The 23478-nt window shown below is 73.5% G+C and carries 23 protein-coding genes and 1 pseudogene; 10 read left to right on the forward strand and 14 right to left on the reverse strand.

Translation table 11 applies throughout. The features are described from left to right. Positions 1 to 481: 481 nt before the first annotated feature. The 5 genes from J2S46_RS19360 to J2S46_RS19380 all read right to left on the reverse strand — a co-directional run bounded on the left by J2S46_RS19360 (position 482) and on the right by J2S46_RS19380 (position 2806). A complete protein-coding gene (locus J2S46_RS19360) occupies positions 482 to 607 on the reverse strand; it encodes a hypothetical protein (protein WP_268255677.1) in 126 nt (41 codons plus the stop codon). A gap of 17 nt (positions 608 to 624) precedes the next feature. Beyond that, positions 625 to 1053 (reverse strand): DoxX family protein, encoded by a 429-nt coding sequence (locus tag J2S46_RS19365; protein ID WP_191288988.1) that lies wholly within the window; start codon positions 1051 to 1053, stop codon positions 625 to 627. 77 nt (positions 1054 to 1130) lie between these two features. After that, positions 1131 to 1565 (reverse strand): YdeI/OmpD-associated family protein, encoded by a 435-nt coding sequence (locus tag J2S46_RS19370; protein ID WP_229912383.1) that lies wholly within the window; start codon positions 1563 to 1565, stop codon positions 1131 to 1133. A gap of 11 nt (positions 1566 to 1576) precedes the next feature. Continuing rightward, positions 1577 to 1990: a VOC family protein gene (locus J2S46_RS19375; RefSeq protein WP_191288989.1), complete on the reverse strand. Its 414-nt coding sequence runs from the start codon at positions 1988 to 1990 to the stop codon at positions 1577 to 1579. 171 nt (positions 1991 to 2161) lie between these two features. Continuing rightward, positions 2162 to 2806 carry a glyoxalase gene (locus J2S46_RS19380; RefSeq protein WP_191288990.1) on the reverse strand — a complete coding sequence of 215 codons (645 nt, stop codon included), beginning with the start codon at positions 2804 to 2806 and terminating at the stop codon, positions 2162 to 2164. A gap of 708 nt (positions 2807 to 3514) precedes the next feature. Between J2S46_RS19380 and J2S46_RS19390 the strand changes: the two genes are divergently transcribed. After that, complete coding sequence (locus J2S46_RS19390; RefSeq protein WP_191288991.1) at positions 3515 to 3793, forward strand: ribbon-helix-helix domain-containing protein; 279 nt, start codon at positions 3515 to 3517, stop codon at positions 3791 to 3793. Further along, positions 3790 to 4212 (forward strand): hypothetical protein, encoded by a 423-nt coding sequence (locus J2S46_RS19395; RefSeq protein ID WP_191288992.1) that lies wholly within the window; start codon positions 3790 to 3792, stop codon positions 4210 to 4212. Before J2S46_RS19390 ends, J2S46_RS19395 begins: the two co-directional genes overlap by 4 nt. A gap of 168 nt (positions 4213 to 4380) precedes the next feature. On the opposite strand, the gene J2S46_RS19400 is transcribed toward J2S46_RS19395, so the two are convergent. Next, the gene (locus J2S46_RS19400; RefSeq protein ID WP_191288993.1) at positions 4381 to 4812 is read right to left on the reverse strand and encodes a winged helix-turn-helix transcriptional regulator; all 432 of its coding nucleotides are present in this window, start codon (positions 4810 to 4812) and stop codon (positions 4381 to 4383) included. Positions 4813 to 4907: 95 nt separating this feature from the next. Here J2S46_RS19400 and J2S46_RS19405 point away from each other — a divergent pair, with 95 nt between their 5' ends. Further along, complete coding sequence (locus tag J2S46_RS19405) at positions 4908 to 5231, forward strand: DoxX family protein (RefSeq protein ID WP_229912387.1); 324 nt, start codon at positions 4908 to 4910, stop codon at positions 5229 to 5231. 429 nt (positions 5232 to 5660) lie between these two features. On the opposite strand, the gene J2S46_RS19410 is transcribed toward J2S46_RS19405, so the two are convergent. After that, positions 5661 to 6815, reverse strand: a complete 1155-nt coding sequence (locus J2S46_RS19410) for a N(5)-(carboxyethyl)ornithine synthase (protein ID WP_191288994.1) — start codon at positions 6813 to 6815, stop codon at positions 5661 to 5663. 245 nt (positions 6816 to 7060) lie between these two features. Further along, a complete protein-coding gene (locus tag J2S46_RS19415; protein ID WP_191288995.1) occupies positions 7061 to 8362 on the reverse strand; it encodes an ALF repeat-containing protein in 1302 nt (433 codons plus the stop codon). A 318-nt stretch (positions 8363 to 8680) separates the two neighbouring features. Between J2S46_RS19415 and J2S46_RS19420 the strand changes: the two genes are divergently transcribed. From J2S46_RS19420 to J2S46_RS19430, 3 genes and pseudogenes are all read left to right on the forward strand, one after another. Beyond that, entirely contained in the window at positions 8681 to 10519 is a 1839-nt protein-coding gene (locus tag J2S46_RS19420; RefSeq protein ID WP_229912390.1) for an acyl-CoA dehydrogenase family protein, read from the forward strand. 215 nt (positions 10520 to 10734) lie between these two features. Then, a pseudogene (locus J2S46_RS19425) lies at positions 10735 to 10899 on the forward strand (glycine cleavage system protein H); the annotation flags it as partial. A 76-nt stretch (positions 10900 to 10975) separates the two neighbouring features. Continuing rightward, the gene (locus tag J2S46_RS19430; RefSeq protein WP_268255678.1) at positions 10976 to 11254 is read left to right on the forward strand and encodes a glycine cleavage system protein H; all 279 of its coding nucleotides are present in this window, start codon (positions 10976 to 10978) and stop codon (positions 11252 to 11254) included. On the opposite strand, the gene J2S46_RS19435 is transcribed toward J2S46_RS19430, so the two are convergent. Together J2S46_RS19435 and J2S46_RS19440 are read right to left on the reverse strand one after the other, a co-directional pair. Beyond that, the gene (locus J2S46_RS19435; protein WP_191288996.1) at positions 11215 to 12723 is read right to left on the reverse strand and encodes an alpha/beta hydrolase; all 1509 of its coding nucleotides are present in this window, start codon (positions 12721 to 12723) and stop codon (positions 11215 to 11217) included. The genes J2S46_RS19430 and J2S46_RS19435 overlap by 40 nt on opposite strands. A gap of 162 nt (positions 12724 to 12885) precedes the next feature. Then, on the reverse strand, positions 12886 to 13875 hold the full coding sequence (locus tag J2S46_RS19440) for a helix-turn-helix domain-containing protein (RefSeq protein WP_191288997.1): 990 nt from the start codon (positions 13873 to 13875) through the stop codon (positions 12886 to 12888). A 95-nt stretch (positions 13876 to 13970) separates the two neighbouring features. Between J2S46_RS19440 and J2S46_RS19445 the strand changes: the two genes are divergently transcribed. Both J2S46_RS19445 and J2S46_RS19450 read left to right on the forward strand, forming a co-directional pair. Further along, positions 13971 to 14768: an ABC transporter ATP-binding protein gene (locus tag J2S46_RS19445; RefSeq protein WP_191288998.1), complete on the forward strand. Its 798-nt coding sequence runs from the start codon at positions 13971 to 13973 to the stop codon at positions 14766 to 14768. Next, on the forward strand, positions 14768 to 17296 hold the full coding sequence (locus tag J2S46_RS19450; RefSeq protein ID WP_191288999.1) for an ABC transporter permease: 2529 nt from the start codon (positions 14768 to 14770) through the stop codon (positions 17294 to 17296). The genes J2S46_RS19445 and J2S46_RS19450 overlap by 1 nt, the downstream gene beginning before the upstream one ends. 84 nt (positions 17297 to 17380) lie before the next feature. On the opposite strand, the gene pdxR is transcribed toward J2S46_RS19450, so the two are convergent. Next, the gene (pdxR, locus tag J2S46_RS19455; protein ID WP_191289000.1) at positions 17381 to 18889 is read right to left on the reverse strand and encodes a MocR-like pyridoxine biosynthesis transcription factor PdxR; all 1509 of its coding nucleotides are present in this window, start codon (positions 18887 to 18889) and stop codon (positions 17381 to 17383) included. 119 nt (positions 18890 to 19008) lie between these two features. After that, entirely contained in the window at positions 19009 to 19503 is a 495-nt protein-coding gene (locus J2S46_RS19460) for a MarR family winged helix-turn-helix transcriptional regulator (protein ID WP_191289001.1), read from the reverse strand. Positions 19504 to 19602: 99 nt separating this feature from the next. Here J2S46_RS19460 and J2S46_RS19465 point away from each other — a divergent pair, with 99 nt between their 5' ends. Together J2S46_RS19465 and J2S46_RS19470 are read left to right on the forward strand one after the other, a co-directional pair. Then, the gene (locus tag J2S46_RS19465; RefSeq protein ID WP_191289002.1) at positions 19603 to 20445 is read left to right on the forward strand and encodes an NAD(P)H-binding protein; all 843 of its coding nucleotides are present in this window, start codon (positions 19603 to 19605) and stop codon (positions 20443 to 20445) included. A 74-nt stretch (positions 20446 to 20519) separates the two neighbouring features. Beyond that, positions 20520 to 20975, forward strand: coding sequence for a winged helix DNA-binding protein (locus J2S46_RS19470; RefSeq protein WP_229912391.1), 456 nt, complete (start codon positions 20520 to 20522; stop codon positions 20973 to 20975). 28 nt (positions 20976 to 21003) lie between these two features. On the opposite strand, the gene J2S46_RS19475 is transcribed toward J2S46_RS19470, so the two are convergent. After that, positions 21004 to 22986: a sigma-70 family RNA polymerase sigma factor gene (locus J2S46_RS19475; protein ID WP_229912393.1), complete on the reverse strand. Its 1983-nt coding sequence runs from the start codon at positions 22984 to 22986 to the stop codon at positions 21004 to 21006. 157 nt (positions 22987 to 23143) lie between these two features. After that, positions 23144 to 23467 (reverse strand): YciI family protein, encoded by a 324-nt coding sequence (locus tag J2S46_RS19480; RefSeq protein ID WP_191289003.1) that lies wholly within the window; start codon positions 23465 to 23467, stop codon positions 23144 to 23146. Between the last annotated feature and the right edge of the window lie 11 nt (positions 23468 to 23478).

Here is a 23478-nt window from a genome sequence, read left to right on the forward strand (position 1 = left end):
GATGTTCGCCCTTATTGAGCAGCAAGTTTGACGTTGTGCCAGGTGGAGGACCTGGCAGTTAACGCTCGACGCCGTGTTGTCGGCACAGGGCGTGCTGCGGTTCGCCTCGTGCAGTCGCGGGTAGTTGGAGCAAGCCGCCAGTGCCTGCGCAACAAGTGTCAGGGCTGGTGGTCTTGATCCTGGCCACTGGCGGACCAGCGTCAGCTGTGTGGGGCGTGCTGTGCACAGAAGCCCACGTCGGGGCTGATGCGGACTCGGATCGATCGACGGTCTCCCAGGGCCGGACCAGCCCGTCTCAGTTCCCGTCTCGTTCACCCCGGTTCGCGACCGACCAGACAGAGGCCCGGGCCGCCGCTGCGTCCCTGCTCACGGCCTGTACGCACTCCGGCGTACGCAGTTCCGGAGAATTGGAAAGCGTGTTGGGGGCAACCCCTCACGAGTTCGAATCTCGTATCCTCCGCCGGCAGATGGCCCGGACCGCTCAGCGGTCCGGGCCATCGTCGTTTCGCGACCGGGCTGCCTTGTTCAGCGGCTTGTTCAGCGGCTTGCGGCGGGCCCGCAGGCACAGCACGGCCAGCCGTGGTCGATCCTTCATCGTGTCGCGCACTGCGGACGACCGAAGGATCAACCCACGATCTTCGGCCGGGACCGCGGGAGGCCGCCGGCGACGGCCGGCAGGAGGTGTCGCCAGTCGGCGGGCCAGTTGGCCAGGACGAGGATGCCCATGATGACGAGGTGGGTCGGCGCGGCCCAGCTCTCCATCAACGGGTCGTGGTTGACGATGTGGGTGGTGGCCGCGCCGGTGAGCACGAACATCAGCGTCGTGGCAGCCAGGAAACGTGTGCGCCGGTCGGGCATCACGAGCAGGACGGCGGCGACGCCTTCCAGGGCGGCGACCACGAAGCGCATCCAGGACGGGTAACCCCAGTCGGCGAACTTCACGGAGTACGCGGTGCTGAACATCGTGTCGCCCGGCCAGCACTTCGTCACGGCTCCCAGCGCGAACTCAAGGGCCAGGAACCAGTACAGGCCGGTTCTGAAGTGTTTCGACATGCACGTCCCTTTCAGGGGTTGGGTAAGGCCGGCCCTCCGCTCGGCGTCTGCCCGGCCGGCGAAGTCGTTGTTCGGGTTCAGTCCCGCAGGGCGGCGATGGCCTTCTCGACACGCCGCCGGCGTGTCTCGGGCTTCTTCGCGTTCTCGACGGCGCGCACGTGTTCACGCTTGCGGCTGTCGGTGAGGTTGTCGAAGGCGGCACGGGCGGCCGGGTCGGCGTCGAGGGCTCGGGCGAAGTCCGTGGGTTCGACGACGACGCGCGACTCGGTGTCGAGCTCCAGCTCGACCTCGACCTCGTCGCCGGTCGCGACAGCGGCGGCCTGCCGGTTGGCGTTGCTGAGACCGAGCAGGTGACGGCCGCGCATGACGGCGACGCGGCTCTTCCAACGATGCCCGTTGACGGTGATCGTCACCGGCGGTCGCGCGCCCCCGCCGAGCGCCTCGACCACCTCGGGCGGAACTTCCAATCCCCGCATGGGCTCGGGCGGCTCGACGAGGGTGCGGAACTTCACGACGTGCTCCTTCACTCCGCGTAGGGCTGGTCGGTTCCCTGGGCGCTGTAGCCGAGACTCCAGACGTAGCCGTCCAGGTCGGTGAAGGTGCCGCCGTACCCGCCCCACGGCAGGGCGCCGGCGGGCTTGAGGATCGTGGCGCCGGCCTTCACGGCCTCCGCCATCACCTCGTCGACCCGCGTCTCACTGCGGACGACGTAGGTGAGGACCAGCCCGCTGAAGCCGCTGCCGTCCGCGCTCGTGCCCACCTGGTCGGCCAGGCCTTCGCGGCTGTACAAGCCGACGGGCGAGGCGCCGTCCGATTCGAAGAACACCGAGATTCCGTAGTCGCTCTGGATCTTCCAGCCGAGCCCCTCGGTGTAGAACCGCTTGGCCGCCTCCATGTTCCGGACGCCCAGCAGGATCGAACTCACGTGCGCTTTCATGTCGTCTCTCCATCCGTTCGAGGTCCATGTGCTGCATGGACCTTCAGGTCAAATGCCGTGGCGACGCCCGCGTCCAGACGCATGGACGTCTTCCATCACCCGGTCACCCTCGCGCTGGTCCTGGCCCTCACCGTCTTCTTCCTGCGGGGTTCAGGACGGCGTGGGAGCGGGCTACGCCGCGGCCTCCCAGACGAAGCCGTCCGCGTCGGTGAAGGTGTCGGCGGTGCCGCCGAGGACGATGCGGTGCGAGCCCGTACCGTCGGCGGGGACGCCGAGGTCCTTGGCCAGGGCACGGCGCTTGTACAGCGCCAGCTTGACGAGGCTGGAGGTGCCGGGAGCGAACTCGGCGTACTTGCCGCCGAAGCTCTTGGCCACGGTCAGGCCCCGGTCGACGTAGCACTGCCTGGTGGCCTTCACGTCCTCGACGCCGATCAGCAGGACCAGCTCGTCGATCTCGCGGGTGGCGGGTCCGGTGTCCTTCTTCGCCGAGGTCGCGATCTTCCAGATCGTCCCGTCCGGGGCCTGGACGACGCCGCTGTAACCCCACAGCGACTTCGCAGCGGGCTTCAGGACCGTGGCGCCCGCCTCCACCGCTGCGGCGACGAAGCCGTCGACGGTGGCCGGCCCGGACACCGTCAGCGCCAGGGTGAAGCCGCGGAATCCGGTGGAGTGCCCCTCCGACGCCCGCAGACCTATGTACGTGTCCACACCGAAGGCGGTGTAGAAGCGGCGGGCGGCCTCGGGATCGGCCACCTCAAGGGTGACGGACGCGAGGGACGTGCGGGCTGCGGTGGAAGCGGTGGTTGCCATGACCATCACGCTAGGGGCGGCACGGCCGCCGGGGCTTCTCGATTCCTGACCGGTCGCGCGACCTGCTCCGCCACGCACGCCGGCATCCGCTCCACCGCGATGGCCGAACCGGCTCACGGGCCGTACCCGCGTCATGGGGATCGCCGAACGTCCCTACGACGAGCGGGAAGAGTCCGTCCAGCAGATCGCCGACATGTTCGGCCTCCCCCGCTCGACGCCGTACGGGCGCCTCGACCAGGACAAGACTGTCCCCCGACAGCCCGGGAAGCCCCTCGGGCGCCCCTGGCCGGCGTCCAGTACGAACGACCCGAGACATGTGGGCACTACCCGGTCGACGTCCCGGAAGCGATCTCACTTCCGGTCTCGTTCACCCCGGTCCGACCGGGTTCAACCACCGTCCGACGGCTCGCTCCACTGCAGGTCAGAACGAGTGTGAACAACAGCGGACAAGGTTCGGGAGAATGGGAGAGCGTGTGGGGGGCAACCCCTCGCGAGTTCGGATCCCGTATCCCCGCGAGCAGAAGGCCCAGACCGCGGAGCGGGACGAACTGCAAGATGGCTCCCGGTCCCGAAGCGTCCCCATCCGACTGCCCCTCGGAGGCTTGGAGGCACTCGGACATGGACCCGTCCGGTCATGGACTGCGCTCCCCGCCGCACGCTGCACAAGCCCCGCCTTGCGTGCGGGTGCCATGTATGGCGAGCATGGTCACTTGTATGGCATCGAAGAAAGTGACCGTGACGATCCCGGAGGATCTCCTTGAGGAGATCCGCGCGGAAGCCGACGAACGGGGCATCTCCGCCTGCGTCACCGACGCGCTGCGTGCCAAGCGCGACCGGGACAAGCTTGGAGAACTCGTCCACTGGCTCGAAGAGGAGCACGGACCCGTCACCGAGACTGAGCGCTCAACGGCCTACGCCGAGCTGGACGACCTCGATGCCGAGCACGAACGCCGCCGCGCTGCCCGGAGCAAGCGCACCGGAGAGGCCGCGTGACGAGGAAGCACGCCGGCGAGGCCAAGCCGGTGCGTGTCTTCGTGCTCGACTGCGAAGCCCTGTCCCTGGCCGTTCGCGGTGACCGGATGATGATCGCCCGCCTCGAACTCGCGGCACGTGGCGAGGCCGACGTGGTCACCTCTCCCATGACTCTCGTCGAAGCTCACGACGGCAGGACCACCGAGCAGCGCTGGGACTGGGTCCTCTCTCGCGTCAGCGTGGCCGACCTGGACAAGGACGAGGCCAGGCAGGCCCGCAGACTGCTGGCCGCAACGAACCTGCACGGTCACAAGTACGCCATCGAGGCGATGCTCGCCGTTGTCGCCATGCGCCAGAGAGGACAGGTCACCGTCTTCACCTCCGACGTCGACGACCTGGAGAAACTGCTCCCGGACACCATCGTCGTCAGCAAGGTCTGAACCGGACCGGCTCGGCACCGCAGGTCAGGACGTCTACGGCCGCCGCCGGACGGCTGGACGAACAGTTGGCCGTTCCGGGACCTCGCCCGGGCGCTCCGGCGATGCTTCCTCGGCGGAGTCTGCCGATCTTCTCGGCGGTCTCGTGGCGCATGGGGTCGGGCACGTTGATCAAAAACGGTCCAGGTTCTCATCAGCAGGAGGGCTCTTCACCGGGGTCGTCCGGCCCGCCCGTGGGTTCTGGCCGTGTTGGCTGCTTTCCCGGAAGGTGACGACCGCCTCGCCGTTCTCCCGCGCCCAGGCGGTGAGCAACCTGATGGGCTCCTCCAGGGTTCGTCCCAGATCGGTCAGGCCGTATTCCACCCGCGGCGGCGCCTCGGCATACGCGTGCCGCTCGACGAGCCCGTTGGCCTGGAGCCGGCGCAGCGTCTGGGTCAGTACCTTGCGTGAGATGCCGCCGCTCAGCTCGACCAGCTCGCCGTGGCGCAACGGGCCGTCGGTCAGCGCGAAGAGCGTGACCATGGACCACTTGCTGGCGATGATCTCCATGGCCAGGAGAGCGGGGCAGTCGGCGAGGAAGGCGATTCCGGGTCGCTGGCTCATGCCCCGAAGGTTACCTGGAGGTACCTATCGGCCGCCTATCGTCGTCGAGGTGCGCACATCCCTTGCTCGCATCTCGCACGATTGAGGTTTCAGCCGTGTTCGTCTCCCTTGCCGTCGTCACTGTGTTCATGTCGGCCGTTCTCCTGATATCGGCCGGGGCCAAGTCCCTGCGGACGCGGCACATCACGCAGCAGATGTCCACCCTCGGAGTGCCGCAAAGCATGATGGCCTTCCTGATCGGCGCTCAGGTCGCGGGCGCGGCCGGTGTGCTCGCCGGACTCCGATGGGGACCCGTCGGAATCGCCGCCGCGATTGGCCTGACGCTCTACTTCGCCGGGGCGGTCGCCTCCACCTGCGAGTCGGCGACCGCAAGGGCGCGCCTCCGGCGGCGGTCCTCACCATGGCCTCCATCGCCCTGATCGCGCTGCGCGCCGTCACCCTCTGATCCGCCGAGAGCACCGGGCCGGGCCGGCACGGCGGTCCGGTGCTCGGCCGGTGGTCACCGGCCGCCATCAGCTCCGGTGCGTCGTGGCGTGACGGTAGGCCAGTGGTGACAGGCCCGGAACCGGCCGTCCGAGCGCCGGCGCCGTGGACTCGGTTCTGGTCTCGTCCATCCGCTTCCAGCCAAGTTCGGGCGCCGCCGGGCCACCCGCTCCGCTGCAGGTCAGAACGGGTGCTAACCCCGGCGAACGGCGTTCGGGAGCATGGGAAAGCGTGTTGGGACCCCTCACGAGTTCGAATCCGGTATCCCCCGCCTCTGCCGGCCATGGCAGCTCGAAGACCCCGACCGCCCAGCGGTCGGGGCCTTCGGCGTTCACCGTCCCGGTCCTGGGTCCGACCGGCGGCGACTACACCTTGGCGTGGGGGTAGTCCGGCGACCGGTGCTGGAACGCCAGCACGGCCGGGTTCCGGACGGTGCCTTCGCGGATCTCGATGGCACGACGGATGGTCTCGTCCGCCTCCCAGCTGCTGGGACCCTCCATGACCGGGCGCAGGTGCGGGATCAGCGCCTCACTGTTCTCCCAGGTGGCGGAGTTCCACAGGTAGGAGGGGCTGTGGTCCACGCCGTAGTAGTGCACGTTGTCGCCGACGGTGAACATCGGATCGGCGAAGGTGGTGGGCCGCGCCCAACTGAAGCCCATCCCCTCGTCGCAGGAGACGTCGATGACGAGGGTGCCCGGCGCCAGCGTGCCGAGGTCCTCGTCGATCAGGAACGTCAGCGGTGCCCCGGTGTCCTGCAGCACGCAGTTGACGATGATGTCGTGTGCGGAGAGGAACTCCGCCAGCGGTATCCGGCCGTCCTGGGTGAGGGCGTGGCTGCGGCGCGGGTCGGCGGTCTCGTTCGCCTCGTCGTGATCGAACTGGACGATGCGCGCGGAGTGGATCGGTGAGCTGACCGCCGTGACGCCACGCGCGGTGAGCACGTCGACGTTGTGCACACCCAGGGAGTTCAGGGCCGTCACGGCTCCTCGGGCTGTCGCGCCGAAGCCGATCACGACCGCGCGCAGCCGACGCCCGTAGTCCCCGGTCGAACCCCGCAGCTGCAAGGCGTGCAGCACCGAGGCGTACCCGGCCATCTCGTTGTTCTTGTGGAAGACGTGCAGGTTGAACGCGCCGTCACTGGTCCAGTGGTTCATCGCCTCGAAAGCGATGAGCGTCAATCTCCGGTCGATGGCCGTCTGGGTGACCTCCTCGTCCTGGACGCAGTGCGGCCAGCCCCACAGGACCTGTCCCTCGCGCAGTTCGGCGACGTCCTCCGGCATCGGCTTCGCCATCAGGACCACATCGGACTGCCTGATCAGCTCCGCCCGTGAGAGCAATCCGGCGACGAGGGGGGCCAGTTGCCCGTCGGAGACCCCGAAGTGTTCTCCGTACCCCCGCTCAAGGTGAATACGGCCGCGGAGGTCGACGTCGATCCGATCGAAATGTGCGGGATGGATCGGCAGTCGGTGCTCGTTCTCCTTGCGTGACTGCGCCATGATGCCGAGATTCAGTTGATGCAAAGTGCCCCTTTGATTACTTCAGGTGTAGCACGCCCCACCTAATCGCGAGGCCGGCGAGCACGTGGTCGGTGACCGCCCGCAGGCGACCTCCGCATCGCGTCCGCACGACCGCTTCACCTCGGCCCCGGCTTCCGGGCCCCGTGTCGGCGGATGCGCATGCACTGGCCCAGCAGCCCCGACCGTCGGCGGGAGACAGCACTCCGCCGGCCGCCGCGAGCAGCGCGGCGACCGGCGGAGGGGGGTGATCAGGCCTGCGGGCGGCGGCGCGAGACGACGACCGCGCCGGCGCCCAGGACGACGGCCGCGCCGGCGGCTGCGGCGAGGGACCCGAGCGGGGCGGTCGAGCCGGTGGCGGCCAGCGAGCCGCCGGCGGCCTGGCCGCCCGTGCCGAAGACCGGGGCCGGGGTGGCGGTCGTGGTCCCGGTCGTGGTGCCGGTGGTGACCGAGGCGGGGACGACGGTGCTGCCCGACCGGCCGGCACCGGAGGCGCCCTGCGCGGCCTCGGCGGCGGCCTGCTCGGCGGCCTTGTCCTTGGCGCGGGCCGTGTACTGGCCCTCCTTCAGGAAGGCCCGGACGTCCTCGATGGCGCCGTCGAGCGCGGCGGTGCCGGCCTTGCGGACCTCGGGGCCGCCGGCCTCGATGATCTGGGAGACCCGGACCCGGTCGTCGCTCGCCCGCAGCGGCTCCAGCTCCGCCTTCAGGAAGTGCTCGACGTCCGCGGCGCTGCCCGCCAGCGCCTTCTGCCCCGCCTCCCGGACGTGCCGGCCGGTGGCCGGGTCGTCGAGGATGCGCTGGACCTCGGCGCGGTTCTCGTCCTCGGCGCGGGCGATGTACTGGCCGGTCTTCAGGAACTCGCGGACGTCCTCGACGGTGCCCGACATCGCGATGTTGGCGGCCTTCCGCACCGCCGGGCCGCCGCGGGACATGATCTGGGTGAGCAGGACCCGGTCGTCGGTGTCCCGCAGCGGCTCCAACTCCACCTTGAGGAAGTGCTCGACGTCCGCGGCCGTGCCGGCGAGCGCCTTCTCAGCACCCTCGCGCACGCCCCGGCCCGTGCTCGGGTCGTCGAGGAGCCGCTGTACCTCGGCGCGGTTCTCGTCCTCCGCCCGGGCCGTGTACTGGCCGACGTTCAGGAAGGCGCGGTACACGTCGAGGTCGTCCGTCGGGAAGGCTGCGGTGCCGGCCTTCTTCACCGCCGGGCCGCCGACGTTCATGATCCGCAGGATGGCGATCCGCGCGTCGTCCCGGCGGATCCGGTCCACCTCCGACGTGAGGAACCGCGCGCGGTCGGCCGGGGTGCCGGCGAGCGCCGCCGCCGCGTGCTCGCGCAGGTAGTCGCTCGGGGCCGTCAGCAGGTAGTCGTTCGGGTAGACGAGCAGCCTCTCGATCGCCGCCCGGTTCTCCTCGTCCGCCTTCGTCCCGGCCGGGTCGGTCTGCTCCTGCCCCGCCGGGACGCTGTCGGCGAACGCCGGTGCGGTGCCCGCGGCGAGAGGCGCGGCGGCCGTGGCGAGGAAGACGGCGGTGGCGAGCGAACGACGGATCTTCAACGGTCCCCCGGGATGCGTGTGCGAATGGGCCCTGCCGCGACTTCACAGCGGCCGGCCGAATGATCGTATAGCCACAACACCCGGCCGACGAACACGTTTCCGCCACGTCCTGACCTCAGGGTTTCCTCGTACGCCTCTTCCCTCCCGCGCCGGTTCCCTCCCGCGCCGGTTCCCGCCCGCGCCGGTTCCCGCCCGGGCCGGCCGGCACCGCGCCGCCCGGTCGGGGGCCGCCCGGAACGGGACGGGCGGGCGTGAGGTTTAACGGAACGGCAACAGAAAGATCGTTCCTGCGCCCTGTGCGCCGTCGTTGAACCGATCATGATGACGACGACGACCTCCACACCTGTCACCCTCGACCTCGACGGCTTAACCGGGCTCCTCTTCGACGACGGTCCCGACGGCACCTACCTCCACGGACACTGGCGCAAGGCCGTCTCCGCCGACCTGTTCCGCTACCGGCCCGGGGCCCGGATCGAGGATCGGTGGCAGCTCGCGTACGACCGCCTGCGCGCGCTGAACGCCGAACTCCCGCTCTCCCCCGAATGGTTGGCCGGGGATCCACGTGCACTGGCCGCGCTGCACGAATGGGCCGCGGTGGTGGACGGCGCGACGGCGACCGTGGCCGGCATCCACTACAACCTCTTCCTGGGCAGCGTGCTCGACGACGAGGTCTCGCCGGTGCGCGAGGTGGGCGAGTTCACCTCGCTGGCCCGCGTCGGGACCTTCCTGTGCACCGAGCGGGCGCACGGCAACGACGCGGCCGCACTGGAGACCATCGCCCGCTACGACCGGGAGAGCGACGGGTTCGTGCTGCACACGCCGAACGAGGGCGCCCGGAAGTACATGCCCAACACCGGCCCGGCGGGCGGGCCGAAGACGGCGGTCGTGGCGGCCCGGCTGCTGGTCGACGACCGGGACCGAGGGGTCTTCCTGTTCCTCACCCCACTGAGCGACCACCGGGGGACGCTGCCGGGGGTCACCGTCACGATGCTGCCGGAGCGGATCGGCAGTCCGGTGGACCACTGCGTCACCGCCTTCCACCACGTCCGCCTGCCGCGGACCGCGCTGATCCAGGGGCCGCACGGCCGGCTGCTGCCGGACGGCACCTTCACCAGCACGGTGGGCAGTTCGCGCAAGCGGTTCCTGCACGCCATCGGGCGGGTGGCGGTGGGCAAGCTCTGCATGAGCGCGAGCACGCTCGGCGGCTGCCGGGCGGCCCTGGCCGCGGCGGTCCGCTACGCGTACGTGCGGCACATCTCCGGCGCGGGCGACGGGCGGCGGGTCCCGCTGGCCGCGCACCGCAGCCACCACGGCAGGCTGCTGGGGTGCGTGGCCACCGCCTACGCCATGACCTTCCTCCACCGGGCGGTCACCGCGGCCTGGACCACCCACCGGCCCGAGGAACGCGCTGACGCCGAGCGCCTGGTGGCCGTCGCCAAGGGCTGGATCACCTGGAAGTCGCGGGACATCACGATCGAGAGCCGGGAGCGCTGCGGGGCCCAGGGGCTCTTCCCGGTGAACGGGCTGGCCGAGTACTCCGCCAACGCGGACGGGGCGATCACCGCCGAGGGGGACAACCTGGCGATCTGGTGCAAGGCCGGCGCCGAGATGATTTTCGGGCAGGAGCCGGCCCCGACCACCGGGGAGGCGACCGGCGCGGAGGACCTGACCGACCCGCGCTTCCTCCGGCAGGTTCTCGCCGCCGCCGAGCGCCACTGGCACCTGGCCGCCCGGCGCGACCTTCGCGGCGGCGGGGCCGGCGACGACGGGGCGGGCGGCGACCGGGCGGGCGGCGGACTGAGCCGCTGGAACAACGCCTCCGACGCCGCGCTGGCCCTCGTCGACGCGCACGCCGTGGGACAGGCCGCGGACGCCTTCGTCGCGGCCTGCCACCGCGTCGCCGACCCTGCCACGCGCGCCGCCCTGGACGACCTGTGCGCACTCTTCCTGCTCGGTCAGGTGGACTCGCGCAGCGGACTGCTGCTGGCCGGGAGGTCACTCACGGCCGGTCAGGTCGGCGCACTCGCCGGGACCCGGCGGCGGCTGGTCGCCCGCCTGGCCCCGCACCTGTCCGCCCTGGCCGCGGCCTTCGACGTCCCGGAGGAGCACCTGTCGTCGCTCCCGATGCTCGCGGCGGCCCCGGCGCCCCGCACCTGAACCGGCACCCCCTGGGCCGGCACCGCCGGAACCGGCACCCCCTCGGACCGGAGCGCCGACGGCACCGGCAACCCCGGCAGCACCGGGGCCCGAAGTCGCCCGACTCACTCGTACGAGTGAGCATCCCGCCCGGGGGACCCCGCCTGTAGCAGGCTCGCCGCCGGCGCCCGTCCCCATCGTCAGGGCGCCCCACGGACGAATCCCCGGAGGCCGGCATGGCAGACATCCCGACGGACCTGAAGTACAGCAAGGACCACGAGTGGGTCCGCCCCTCGGGGAACGGCAGGGTGCACATCGGCATCACCGACCACGCACAGCGCCAGTTGGGGGACATCGTCTACGTCGAGCAGCCGAAGTCCGGTGACAGCTTCGAGAGTTCGGAGCCGTTCGGCAGCGTGGAGTCGGTCAAGGCCGTCTCCGAGATCTACATGCCGGTGGGGGGGCACCATCGCCGCCGTGAACGAGGACCTCGGTTCCGACCCGGAGTACCTCAACACCGACCCGTACGGCGAGGGCTGGATCGTGCAGGTCACCATGTCCGACCCCAAGCACCTGGACGAGCTCCTCACCGCCGCCGAGTACGCGGACTACATCCGGGAGGAGAGCGCCGACCAGCCCGGCGGCGCCCCGCCGAGGGTCCCGGCTCCCCTGCGGCCGGGACCCTCGGTGCGCACCCGGCGGGTGGCCGGGGAGCCTCAGCGGCGCAGGTGTCCCAGGACGGACCGGACGGCGTGACGCACCGCCGCACGGGCCTCCTCCGTCCGGTCGACGGTCTCGAAGCCGTGGTGGCCGCCCGGTACGTCGATCACCTCGACCTCGGCCCCGGCGTCCTTCGCGGCGGCCAGGAACCCCTCGACGGTGGTCGCGATCTCCGGGAGCTCCAGCTCCACCCGGGTGAGGACGATCGGCAGCCGGCCCGCCGACCGCACCGCCGCGGCGGGGGCGAACCGTCCGTCGGCCGCCATCCCCCAGCTGGGCAGCGGCGCGAGGACGGGGTAGGTCGCCGCGACGCAGCGCAGCCAGGACGGCGGCGCCGCCAGCACCTCCGCCGAGAGCGGGCCGCCGCCGGAGAAGTACCAGATCGCGATGCGGTCCCCGTCCACGCCCGGGTCGGCCCGGACGAGTTCGACCGCCGCGGCGATGTTCTCGGCGGCCTTGGCGAAGTCCTCCAGGCCGTGCAGCCCGTGGTCCACCGTCACCCCGACGGCGCCCAGGCCCGCGACGTACCCGGCGTAGCCGGTGAAGGACGGCCAGTCGCGCGGGGTGGGCCGCGCCCCGGCCGGCACCGGGCCGCCGTGGACGAACACGATCGCCGGGGCGGGCAGGTCGCCGTCGGGGCGGTAGAGGTCGACCGCGCCGACCCGCTCCCGGGGGCGCTCCGGGACGTCCAGCACGAAGGGCTCCAGGTGCGCGGGCCGTTCGGCGGCCGCCGCGGACAGCCGGTGGCCCTCGCCGGCGGCGGCGGCCAGCAGGGCGGCGGAGAGTTCCTCGGGCGCCGAGAGCATCGGCCAGTGGCCGGTGTCGAGGTCGAAGAAGCTCACCCGCGGGTCGGTCAGCGCCTGCAGGCGCGGATCGCCGAGGCCGACCAGGGCCTGCAGCAGGGCGATGCTCGTCCCGTTGGCCGTGCACAGGACGCCGCTGGTGGGCAGGCCGGCGACCGCGCCCGACAGGCGGAGCGGCTGGGTGAGGGTGGCCCGTGGCTGGGGTGCGGCGAGCCGGGTCATCCGCGCCAGGGCCTCCTCGGTGAGGCCGGCGACGCTGCCGCCGCGCTGCCACCCGTCCGGCCCGGGCGCGGGGACCGGCCGGTCGGCCTCCTCGGGCCCGGCGGGGCCCAGCAGCAGGTCGCGGACGCTCTGGTCGGCCAGTCGGAGCGCGGCGTCGCCGTCCTGCGGCATGCCGGCGTCCAGGTAAACGATCCGGGCGATCCGGTCCGGGCGCCGGTCGGCGGCGCCCAGTACCGGGTGGATGCCGTAGTCGTGGCCGACGATCACCAGCTGCGGGTCCCGCACCTCGTCGATCACCCGTACCAGGTCGTCGATGTGGGTCTCCAGGTCGGTGCCGGGGCCGGCCAGGTGCTGCCGGTCACCCATGCCGGTGAGCGTCACCGGGTGCACCTCGGCCCCCGACTCGCGCAGCCGGGCGGCCACCTCCTGCCAGATCCAGCCGCCGGTCCAACTGCCCGGCACCAGTACGAACGCCGTCATGACTGCCTCCTCGCACCCCTCGGCCCGCGGTCGGCCGGGCCGGCCGTCCGCGTTCCTCCGTACGGTAGGAACTCCCCCTGCGGGAGATTCAAGGCCGCAGGGGGCTCCAGGGCCGAAGGCCGTGGGCAGTGGGCAGTGGGCAGCGGGCAGCGGGCCGTGGGCCTAGATCCAGCCCCGCTCCTTGGCCAGCAGGCCCGCCTGGAAGCGGTTGGCGGCGCCCAGCCGGAGCATGATGTCGGCGATGTAGCGCCGGAAGGTACGCAGCGAGACGCCCATCTCGCGGGCCGCCGCCTCGTCCTTGTCGGTGCGGGTGAGGACGTCCAGGACCCGGCGTTCGACCTCGGACAGCGCCGGCGGGGCGCCTTCCCCGCCGCTCTCCTCGGCGGGCAGTTCCCGGCTGCTCCCCCAGACCTGTTCGAACCAGGCGACGGTGTTGGCGACCAGGCCGGCCTGCCGGACCACCAGGGTCGCCTGCTGGTAGTCGTCCGGGTCGACCGGCACCATGGCGACACCACGGTCCCAGATCACCATCCGCCGGATCGCCTGGTCGGTGAACCGCACCTCGCCGCCGAGCGCCACGAGTTCGCGCAGGTAGGCGTTGGTCGCCGGATCGGCGACGGCCTCCGGGCCGACGACCGTGCGCCAGCGGATGCCGCGCCGCAGCATCCGCAGGTCGGACTGCCGGGCCTGTTCGATGCTCTCCGGCTGCCAGCGGTTCGGCAGCAGCGCCATCAGCTCGCGGAAGGTGAAGAAGGCCAGGTCGGCGAGGCGGTCGCGGATGGCGTCCACGCCGTCCACCCGCTCGATCTCCCCGACCGGTGTCTCCGCCAGACCGTGCTTGTGCTCCTCGGAGAGCGCGGCGATCACCTTGCGGGCGGCGACCACCTGGTCGGTGGCGTTCCGCAGCTCGCCGAGCTGCTGCTCGACCAGCCACTCGACCGCCACCGAAGGGTCCGAGACCAGCACCGTGTGCTTGTCCGAGAGGCGGATCAGGCCCTTCCCCTGCAGCCGCTCCAGGGCCTCCTCGACGGTGTCGCGGTCCCAGCCGAAGGCGGTGCCGGCCGCCTCGGCCGCGTGCCCCGGATGTCGCAGGAAGTACCGGTACAGCCTGAGATGTTCGTCCGGAACCCCCAGCGCGATCAGACCCGACAACGTTCCCCCCGATCCCCGGTCGAGTGGCAACAAGCTGTCATCCGTTGCCGTTTCTGACACTAGAACAGGGCCGGGCGGCGGAGCACGCTGGGGTCATGCCCAAGATCTTCTCCTCCTCGGCCCGCCCGGCCGCCGCGCCGGACCCCACCCCCGGCGCCCGCCCGGAGGCGGCCGTGAGCCTCTCCTCGGTCACCAAGGTGTACGGCCGCGGCGCCGGCACCGTGCACGCGCTGCGCGGTGTCAGCGTCGACATCCCGCGCGGCAGCTTCACCGCCGTGATGGGGCCGTCCGGCTCCGGGAAGAGCACCTTCCTGCACTGCGCGGCCGGCCTCGACCGGCCCACCGGCGGGACTGTGACGCTCGGCGGGATCGAGCTGACCGGGCTGGACGAGACCCGGCTGACCCGGCTGCGCCGGGACCGGATCGGCTTCGTGTTCCAGGCGTTCAACCTGATGCCTTCCCTGACGGTCCTGCAGAACATCACGCTGCCGCTGCGGTTGGCCGGGCGCCGCCCGGACCGGGCCTGGCTGGCGGAGATCGTCGAGCGGGTGGGCCTGGCGGACCGCACCGGGCACCGGCCGGCCGAACTGTCCGGCGGGCAGCAGCAGCGGGTGGCCGTCGCGCGGGCGCTGGTCACCCGGCCGGAGGTGGTGTTCGGCGACGAACCCACCGGCGCGCTGGACACCGTGACGGCGAAAGAGGTGCTCGGGCTGCTCCGGCAGACCGTCGACGAGCTGGGCCAGACCGTCGTCATGGTCACCCACGACCCGGTCGCCGCCTCCTACGCCGACACCGTGCTCTTCCTCGCCGACGGCGCCCTCGCCGACGCGCTCACCGCGCCGACCGCCGAGCTGGTGGCCGACCGGATGAGCCGGCTGGGAGCGTGGGCCTGATGTTCTTCCTCGCCCTGAGCACCCTGCGGGCCCGCAAGGGGGCCTTCGCCGGCGCCTTCGTCGCGCTGATGTGCGCCGCCGCTCTGGTCACCGCCTGCGGCGCGCTGCTGGAGACCGGCCTGCGCGGCCGGATCCCCACCGAGCGGTACGCCGGTACGCCCCTGCTGGTCACGGCGGACCAGGAGCTGCACCGGATCGAGCGGAAGGGGGACAAGACGAAGGACAAGGCCAAGGCGCTGACCGAGCGGGCCTGGCTGGACGCCCGCACCGCGGACCGGCTCGGCGCGCTGCCCGGCGTCCGCGCGGTCGTCCCCGAACTCACCTTCCCCGCGGAGGTGCTGGCCCCGGGCGGCGGGGCCGCGGGCGGCTCCTCCTGGGGACACGCCTGGGAGTCCGCCGTGCTCACGCCGTTCGGGCTGGACGCGGGCCGGGCCCCCGCCGCGGACGACGAGATCGTGCTGGACGCGGCGGCCGCCCGGCGCGCCGGGGTCGGCGTCGGCGGCACGGTCACCGTGCAGTCCGGCGCCGCGCCAGCCGCGTACCGGGTGGTCGGGGTGGCCTCGCCCGTCGGCGGTCCGCTCGCCCGGCAGTCGGCGCTGTTCTTCACCGCCGGCGAGGCCCGGCGGCTGGCCGGCCGCCCCGGGCAGGTGGCCGCGATCGGACTGCTCCCCGAGCCCGGCGCGGACCTGCCCGGAGTCCGGGCCCGGGCCGTCGCGGCGCTGGCCGGCACGACGGCCGAGGTCCGCGCGGGCGACGCCCTGGGCCCGGCCGAGTTCCTGGCGGCGGGCAAGGCCCGGGTGAAGCTGATCAGCATGGGCGCCGCGATGGGCGGCACCTCGCTGCTGGTGGCCCTGCTGGTGGTGACGGGCACCTTCTCGCTCTCCGTCCAGCAGCGGGTGCGCGAGCTGGCGCTGCTCCGCGCGATCGGGGCGACGCCGCGCCAGCTGCGCCGGACGGTCGGCCGGGAGGCCCTGGTGGTCGGCCTGCTGGCCGGGCTGCCCGGGGCGCTGGCCGGGCTCGCGCTGGCCGGCTGGCTGCACCGCCGCTTCCTGGCGATCGGCGCGCTGCCGGACACCCTGCACCTGCTGCTCAGCCCGTTCCCGCCGGTCGTGGCCGTACTCGCGACGCTGCTGGCGGGCTGGGGCGCCGCCCGGGTGTCGGCTCGGCGCCCGGCTCGGGTGCACCCCACCGAGGGACTCGCCGAGGCCGCCGCTCCGAAGCCCCGCTCGGGGGCCCTGCGGCTGGTCGCCGGCCTGCTGGCGGCGGTCGGCCACGTGGTGCTGGTACTCGTCCTGTCGGGCCTGCACACCGACGCCGGCGCCACCCCCGTGACCTTCCTGTCCGTGGTCCTGGCCGCGGTCGCCACCGCGCTGCTCGGCCCGCCGGTGGTCGGGTTCGCCACGGCGGTGCTGGGCCGGGTCGTCCAGGCCCTCTCGCCGGCCGCCGGGTTCCTCGCCGCGCAGAACGCCCGTGCCCAGGCGCAGCGCCTCGCCGCCGTGGTCACCCCGCTCAGCCTGGCCGTCGCGATGGCCTCGACGATCCTGTTCACCCAGACCACCACGGCCCGGGCGGCGGGCGACCAGCTGCGGACCGGCACCACCGCCCCGTTCGTGCTGGCCGCCGCCGGGCCGGGCGTGCCGCGGGCCGCCGCCGACGCGGTGCGCGGGGTCGCCGGTGTCGAGGCGGTGACCGAGGTGGTGCGGTCGACCGTGTACTCCGGCCCGGACAGGTTCCCGGCCCAGGGCGTCACCCCGCGGGGCCTGGGCCGGACCATGGACCCGGGGGTCACCGCCGGGTCGCTGGACGCGATGGGCGAGGACACCGTCGCCGTCAGCCGGCTCGCCGCCGACACCAGGAAGGCCGCGGTCGGCGGGACGCTGCCGGTCACGCTGGGCGACGGGGTCACGGTGTCGCTGCGGGTGGTCGCCGTCTACGAGCACGGCCTCGGCTTCGGCGACCTGCTGTTGCCCGTGGGGGTGCTGGCGGCGCACGTGGACAACCCGCTGGCGTCCTCGGTGCTCGTGGCCGGCACCGCGACGCGCGAGGAGCTGGCCGCCGCGGCCGGGGCCTTCCCCGCGGTGCGGATCCTGGGCCGGGCCGAACTCGACGCCGTCCGCGGCGCGCAGGCCGGCAGCCAGGCGCAGGTCAACTACGTCGCGATGGGTCTGATCATCGCGTTCACCGGCATCGCGGTGGTGAACACCCTGGTGATGGCGACCGCCGCCAGGCGCCGCGAGTTCGCGCTGCTGCGCCTGATCGGCACCACTGGACGGCAGGTCCGGGCGATGCTCCGCTGGGAGACGCTGATGGTGGTCCTGCTCTCCGTCGGACTCGGCTCGGCCGTCGCGTACGGGACGCTGGCGGCGTACAGCGCGGGTATGACGGGGGCGGCCCGGCCGTACGCGCCGCCGCTGACCTACCTGGGCGTGGTCGGCGCGGCGGCGCTGCTGGCCTTCGTGGCCACCGCGCTGCCGGCGCGGCTGGCGCTGCGCGCGGACGCGGCGGGGGCGATCGGCGCCCGCGAGTAGGACGGCCGCGAGCAGGACGGCCGCGAGCGACGGCCGCCCGGGCGCCGCTGACCCGACCCGCCCCCGCCTCCGCGCAGGGGCGGGTCAGGCCGGCTCCGGCTCCGGCTCCGGCTCCGGCTCCGGCTCCGGCTCCGGCTCCGGCTCCGGCTCCGGCGGCAGGATCCGGCAGAGGGCGTCGAGCGCGGCGCCGTAGGCGGACTCCGAGGGGGTGGCGTACCCGACCACCAGCCCGTCGGCGGGCGGCACCACCGCGTCCGGGTGGCGGAAGCCGGCCAGGCCGTCCAGGGCGACGCCCTCCCAGGTGGCGGCCTTGACCGAGGAGGCCTCCGTCCCGGGCGGCAGCCGCAGGACGGCGTGCAGCCCGGCGGCGATGCCGGTCACCTCGATGTGCGGCGCCTGCTCGGCGAGCCGCTCGACCAGCCGGCCCCGCCGCGCGCGGTAGCGCTGGCGCATCCGCCGGACGTGCTTGTCGTACCGGCCCGACTCGATCAGCTCGGCGAGCGCCAGCTGGTCCAGCGCGCCGGTCCAGGCCTCGCGCTCCCCCTTCACCGCGAGCACCGGCGCGACCAGGTGCTCGGGGAGCACCATCCAGCCGAGGCGCACGGCCGGGGACAGGCTCTTGCTGACCGAGCCCAGGTACACCACGCGCTCCGGGTCGAGGCCCTGCACGGCGCCGACCGGCTCGCGGTCGTAGCGGAACTCCCCGTCGTAGTCGTCCTCCAGCACCAGCGTGCCGTTGGCGCGGGCCCAGTCGACCGCGGCGGCCCGCCGGCTCGCGCGCAGCGGGCCACCGGTCGGGAACTGGTGCGCGGGGGTGAGCAGCACGGCCCGCGGGGCCGTCCGCGGCGAGGCGGCGGTCATGGGCGCCAGCTCGTCCGTCCTGGTGCCCTTCGCGTCGATGCCGAGCGGCACGGTGCGGACGCCCGCGCCGTGCAGCAGCCCGCGGTGGAAGGGCAGCCCGTACGCCTCCACCGCGAGCGGGCCGCGCAGCACCTGGCCCTCGAAGAGCAGCCGCAGCGCGTGGGCGAAGCCGGCGCAGACCACGATCCGGTCGGGGGTGGTGCGTACTCCGCGGACCCGGGCGAGGTACTGGGCGAGCGCCTCGCGCAGCTCGGTCCGCCCCTGCGGGTCGCCGGGGCCGAAGGCCTCGTCGGGGGCGGCGGTGAGGGCCCGGCGGGTGGCGGCGACCCAGTCGGCCCGGGGGAAGGAGGCGGCGTCCGGCTGCCCCTGGCCCAGATTGTGGGCGGGGCCCGGCCGGTGGCCGGAGGGCTTCTTGGGGGTACGGGCCGCGCGGGCCGGCAGGGCCCGTTCGGCGACCCGGGTGCCGGAGCCCTGCCGGGCGGTGAACCAGCCTTCGGCGACCAGTTCGGCGTAGGCGTCGGCCACCGTGTTGCGGGCCACCCCCAGGTCGAGGGCGAGGGTGCGGTACGGCGGCAGCAGGGTGCCGGGGGCGAGCCGGCCGGCGCGGACGGCCTCCCGGAGCGCCTGGGTGAGCGCGGCGCGGCGGCTGCCGGTGGCGGGCAGGTCCAGGTGCAGGTCGGGGCCGGTGGCACCCGCAGGCTCGGCTGCCGGCTCGGCTGCTGGTTCACGCATCGGGTGGCCCTTCGGTCGGGCTGCCACTCCCGGTCGGCAGGACTCGGCGGACGGTCGGCGGGGCTGGGCAAGCGGTCGGGCAGCGCTCGGCGGACGGTCGGGCAGCGCTCGGCGAGCGGTCAGCGGGCGGTGTCCTGGTCGCCGGAGCGGCGCAGGGCGTTCTGGGCCGCCACGTACTTCAGCATCAGGCGGGCGAATTCGAGGCGTTCGTCCTCGGGCCAGTCCGCGGTGACGTACTCGAAGGCGGATCGCTGGTGGCGCCGGAACCGGGCCATCAGTTCCCTTCCCTCGGGGCTGAGGTGAAGGATCGTCCGGCGACCGTCCTGCTGGGAGGCGGTGCGGATCAGGTAGCCGGCCCCGATCGAGTCGGAGACCATCCGGCTGGCGACCGACGGGTCCACGCTGAGGTGCTCGGCCACGGCGCCGACGGTGATCTCGCGGGCCTCCTCGGCCTGTTCGCCCTCCAGGACGATGTTGAGGACGAGGGTCCGGCTCAGGTCCTTCTGGGAGATCGGGTTCTCGACGTCCAGCAGCGAGGAGCGGCGCAGCTTCCCGAACGCCGGGCCCACGGCGTCCAGCAGCTCGTCGGCGGTCGCGGGCGGGTGCTTGGTCATGCCCTCATCGTACATAGGTGATTCCGCGCAAGCATGTGTTGACACGCAAACGTGTGCATGTAAGCATGCATATGTAGCAAGCAATCGATCGGAGTTCTCATGACCACCCTCGTCACCGGCGCCCGCGGCAAGGTCGGACAGGCCGTCGTCGGCCGTCTGCACGCGGCCGGCCACACCGTCCGCGCCGCCAGCGCCGACCCCTCCGGGCTCACCGTCCCGGACGGCGTCGAGGTCGCCGAGCTCGTCCTCGACCGGCCCGCCACCTTCGGGGCCGCCCTCAGCGGCGTGCGCCAGGTGTTCCTCTATCCCAACCCCGCCGGCATCCACGAGCTGGTCGCGGCCGCCGAGGCCGCGGGCGTCGAACACGTCGTCCTGCTGTCCTCGTCCTCCGTGCTCGGCCCCGACGCCGAGCGGGACCCACTGGCGAGCCACAGCCTGCTGGTCGAGCGAGCCCTCGCCGCCTCCGGCCTGACCTGCACCTTCCTGCGCCCGGACGCCTTCGCCAGCAACGCCTTCGGCTGGGCCCGCGCCGTCGCGGGCTCGCTCCCGGTCGAACTCGCCTACCCGGAAGCGCAGATCGCGCCCATCCACCCCGAGGACATCGCCGACATCGCCTTCGAGGCGCTGACCGGCGATTCCCTCACCGGCCGCTCGCTCACCCTGACCGGCGCCGAGTCGCTCGCCTTCCGCGAGCAGATCGCCCTGCTCGCCGACGCCGTCGGCCGGGAGATCGAGGTCCGCCGGATCACCCGCCCCGAGGCCGAGCGGCAGCTGGGCACCTTCATGCCCGCGCCGATGGTGTTCTCCCTGCTCAACCTCTGGGAGGCCGCGGACGGACGGCCCGCCGAGGTCGCCGACACCACGGAGACCCTGCTCGGCCGGCCCGCCCGCACCTTCCGGCAGTGGGCCCACGAGAACGCCGCCGCCTTCGCCGGGCGCTGAGCCCGCCCGGGCCTCGCCCGATCCGCCCGCCCCGAACCGGTGACCAGGAGCAGGAACAGGAACAGGAGCAGGACATGGAACAGCGGCCGCCGATGAAACCCGTCGGCTACTGGCTCAACCGCGCCGACGCCGCCCTGACCAGGTACGTCGACGGGATGCTGGCCGGGGACGGCCTCACCCGGCTCGGCTGGCAGGTCCTGAACGTGATCGAGGACGACCCGGCGGCCACCGACACCGCGGTACTGACCGTGCTGGCCGCCAACGGCGAGGCCGCCGCGCCGGCCGCCACCGTCGAGTCGCTGGTCACCGGCGGCTGGGCCGCGCGCCCGGCCCCGGGCCGGCTCGCCCTGACCGACGAGGGCCGGGCCCGGTTCGCCCGGGCGGCCGTCCGGGCCGGGGCCTTCCGCGAGCGGGTGACGGCCGGTGTCCCGGACGAGGAGTACCGGATCGCCGTCACCGTCCTCGAACGGATCGCGCGCAACGCCGAGGCCGCCGCCGACGCGGCCGGGTACGCCGGCGGGCGGCGCTGAGCCCCACCCCTGGCGCGGGCTCCCCTGGTCAGCTGCCGGGCTTGAGCCGCCCGAGGGTGAAGCCCTCCCCCGCCGGGTCCAGCTCCCGGGTGAACCGCTTGAAGAGGTGCTCGGCCCGCTCGTACGACAGCCGGCCGCGGCCGGTGTGCGGGCACAGGTCGGCCGGTCCCGGCGTCCGGGCCGGGCCGGGCCGCCGGTCGGCGAGGAAGAGCGGCCCGGCGGACCGGCCGGCCAGCAGGCCGGGGAGCAGCCGGGCCGTCCCGGCGCGCCAGCTCACCCAGCCGTCGCCCGCGCGGGCCCGGCGGTCCTCCAGGTCCAGGTCCTCGACGTTCAGCGCCAGCACGACCCGGACGGCGGCCGCCGACTCGTGCAGCAGCCGCCACAGGGCCAGCTCGCGCGGCGCCGGGCCCGGGCGGCTCCAGAGCGCCGCCAGCTGGTCCGGCCCGAGCGGCTCGGTCCGCCGCCCCGGCCCGGCCCGCCGGGCCAGCCCGTCGGCCAGGTCGTCGGCACCCGCCCAGGTGCCGAAGGAGCGGACGGCCGAGCGGTGGCGGTTCCAGGTGGCGGCCGCCGCGGCGCCCCAGGACGCCGTGAAGGTCCGCGCCACGTCCTCGGGCGTCACGGTGGCCAGCGGCCGCCGCTCGCCCAGGGCCAGGCCGAGCCGCCGCAGGGTCTGCCCGTACGAACGGACCGTCCCGGTGTCCAGGTCCCCGCGCGCGAGGAACTCCGCCGTCGCGTCACCGAGGGTGCGGACCGCGCCGGCGGCCGGTCCGATCCCGTCCGCCCGCCGGTGGAGGAAGGCCCGTTCGGCGGCGTTCCCGGTCAACGAGGCGGCGCGCTGGAACTCCAGCCGCGCCTCCTCCCGCCGGCCGAGCCCCAGCAGCAGGTCACCGCGCACGCTCGGCAGCAGGTGGTAGTCGCGCAGCGCCGGGTCGGCGGCGAGGGCGTCCGCCACCGCGAGGCCGGCCTGCGGCCCGCGCGCCCGGCCCAGTGCCACCGCCCGGTTCAGCCGCACGACCGGCGTTGGCAGCAGCCTGACCAGCGACTCGTACAGCGCCGCGATCTGTTCCCAGTCGGTCTCCGCCGCGGTCCGGGCCTGCGCGTGACAGACCGCGACGGCCGCCTGCAGCACGTACGGGCCGGGCGTCCCGCCGATCCGGCGGGCCGTCAGCATCGCGGTGAAGCCCCGGCGGATGCGCAGCTGGTCCCAGCGGCCGCGGTTCTGCTCGTGCAGCTGTACGGGCTCGCCCGCCGGGCCGGTCCGGGCGCCCGAGCGGGACTCCTGGATCTCCATCAGGGCGAGCAGCCCGTGCACCTCGGCCTCGTCGGGGACGAGTTCGGCCAGCAGCCGGCCCAGCCGCAGTGCCTCGTGGCAGAGCCCGGGGCGCATCAGGTCGTCGCCGGAGGTGGCCGAGTAGCCCTCGTTGAAGATCAGGTAGACCACTTCGAGCACCGAGGACAGCCGCCCGGCCAGCTCCGGTCCCTCGGGCAGGGTGAACGGCACCCGCTCCTCGGCCAGCGTCCGCTTCGCCGCGGCGATCCGCCGGGCGACGGTGGGCTCGTTGACCAGGAAGGCCCGCGCGATCTCCTGCGCCGTCAGCCCGCCGAGCAGCCGCAGGGTCAGGGCGATCCGTCCCTCGGCCGGCAGCACGGGGTGACAGGAGATGAAGATCAGCCGCAGCAGGTCGTCCTGCTCGGGGGCGGGCGGCGACCCCGGTTCGAAGTCCCCCTGCTGCTCCAGCTCGTGGGCGAGCTGCTCCTGCTGCAGCGTCAGGCGCCTGGAGCGGCGGACGTGGTCGACGGCCCGGCGCTTGGCGACGGCCGTCAGCCAGGCGCCGGGGTTGTCCGGCGCACCGGCGTCGGGCCACTGTTCGAGTGCGGCGACCAGGGCGTCCTGCGCCAGCTCCTCGGCGAGGCCGACGTCGCGGACCATCCGGGTGAGGGCGGCGACGATCCTGGCCGACTCCAGCTTCCAGACCGCGTCGATCGTGCGGTGGGCATCCAGCACGGGCACGATCACAGCATCCGCCCCGGCCGGGCCGCAAGCCGGGACGGCGGAGCGGCGGGACGGACCCCGGGGGGCGGCCGAAGGCGCCGGCAGAACGCCCCGTGGACCGGACGCGGTGCCGGGCGGCGTCCCGATCGGGATGCCGCCCGGCCGGCCGGGTCGGTCAGGGGCCGAACACCTGCTGGACCACGCTCTCGCCGTCACCGACGATCCGGCGGAAGCGTCGGGCCAGTTCGATCGCCTCCTCCTTGGAGCGGACCTCGATCAGGGCGAAGCCGGCCACGGCCTCCTTCGCCTCGGCGAACGGCCCGTCCGTCACGGTGATCTCGTCCCCGGCGGAGGTCACCACGATCCCGCCCGGCTCAAGTCCGCCGGTGGCCAGCAGGACGCCGGCCGCGCTCAGCTCCTCGATGAACTTGCCCATCTCGGCGAAGAGGGCCTCGTCAGGTGCGGTGTCGGTGGCCTTGGTCGTCATCAGGTAGCGCATGTTCTCTCCTC

The organism is Kitasatospora herbaricolor (genome assembly GCF_030813695.1).
In the GTDB taxonomy this organism is placed as follows: Bacteria; Actinomycetota; Actinomycetes; order Streptomycetales; family Streptomycetaceae; genus Kitasatospora; species Kitasatospora herbaricolor.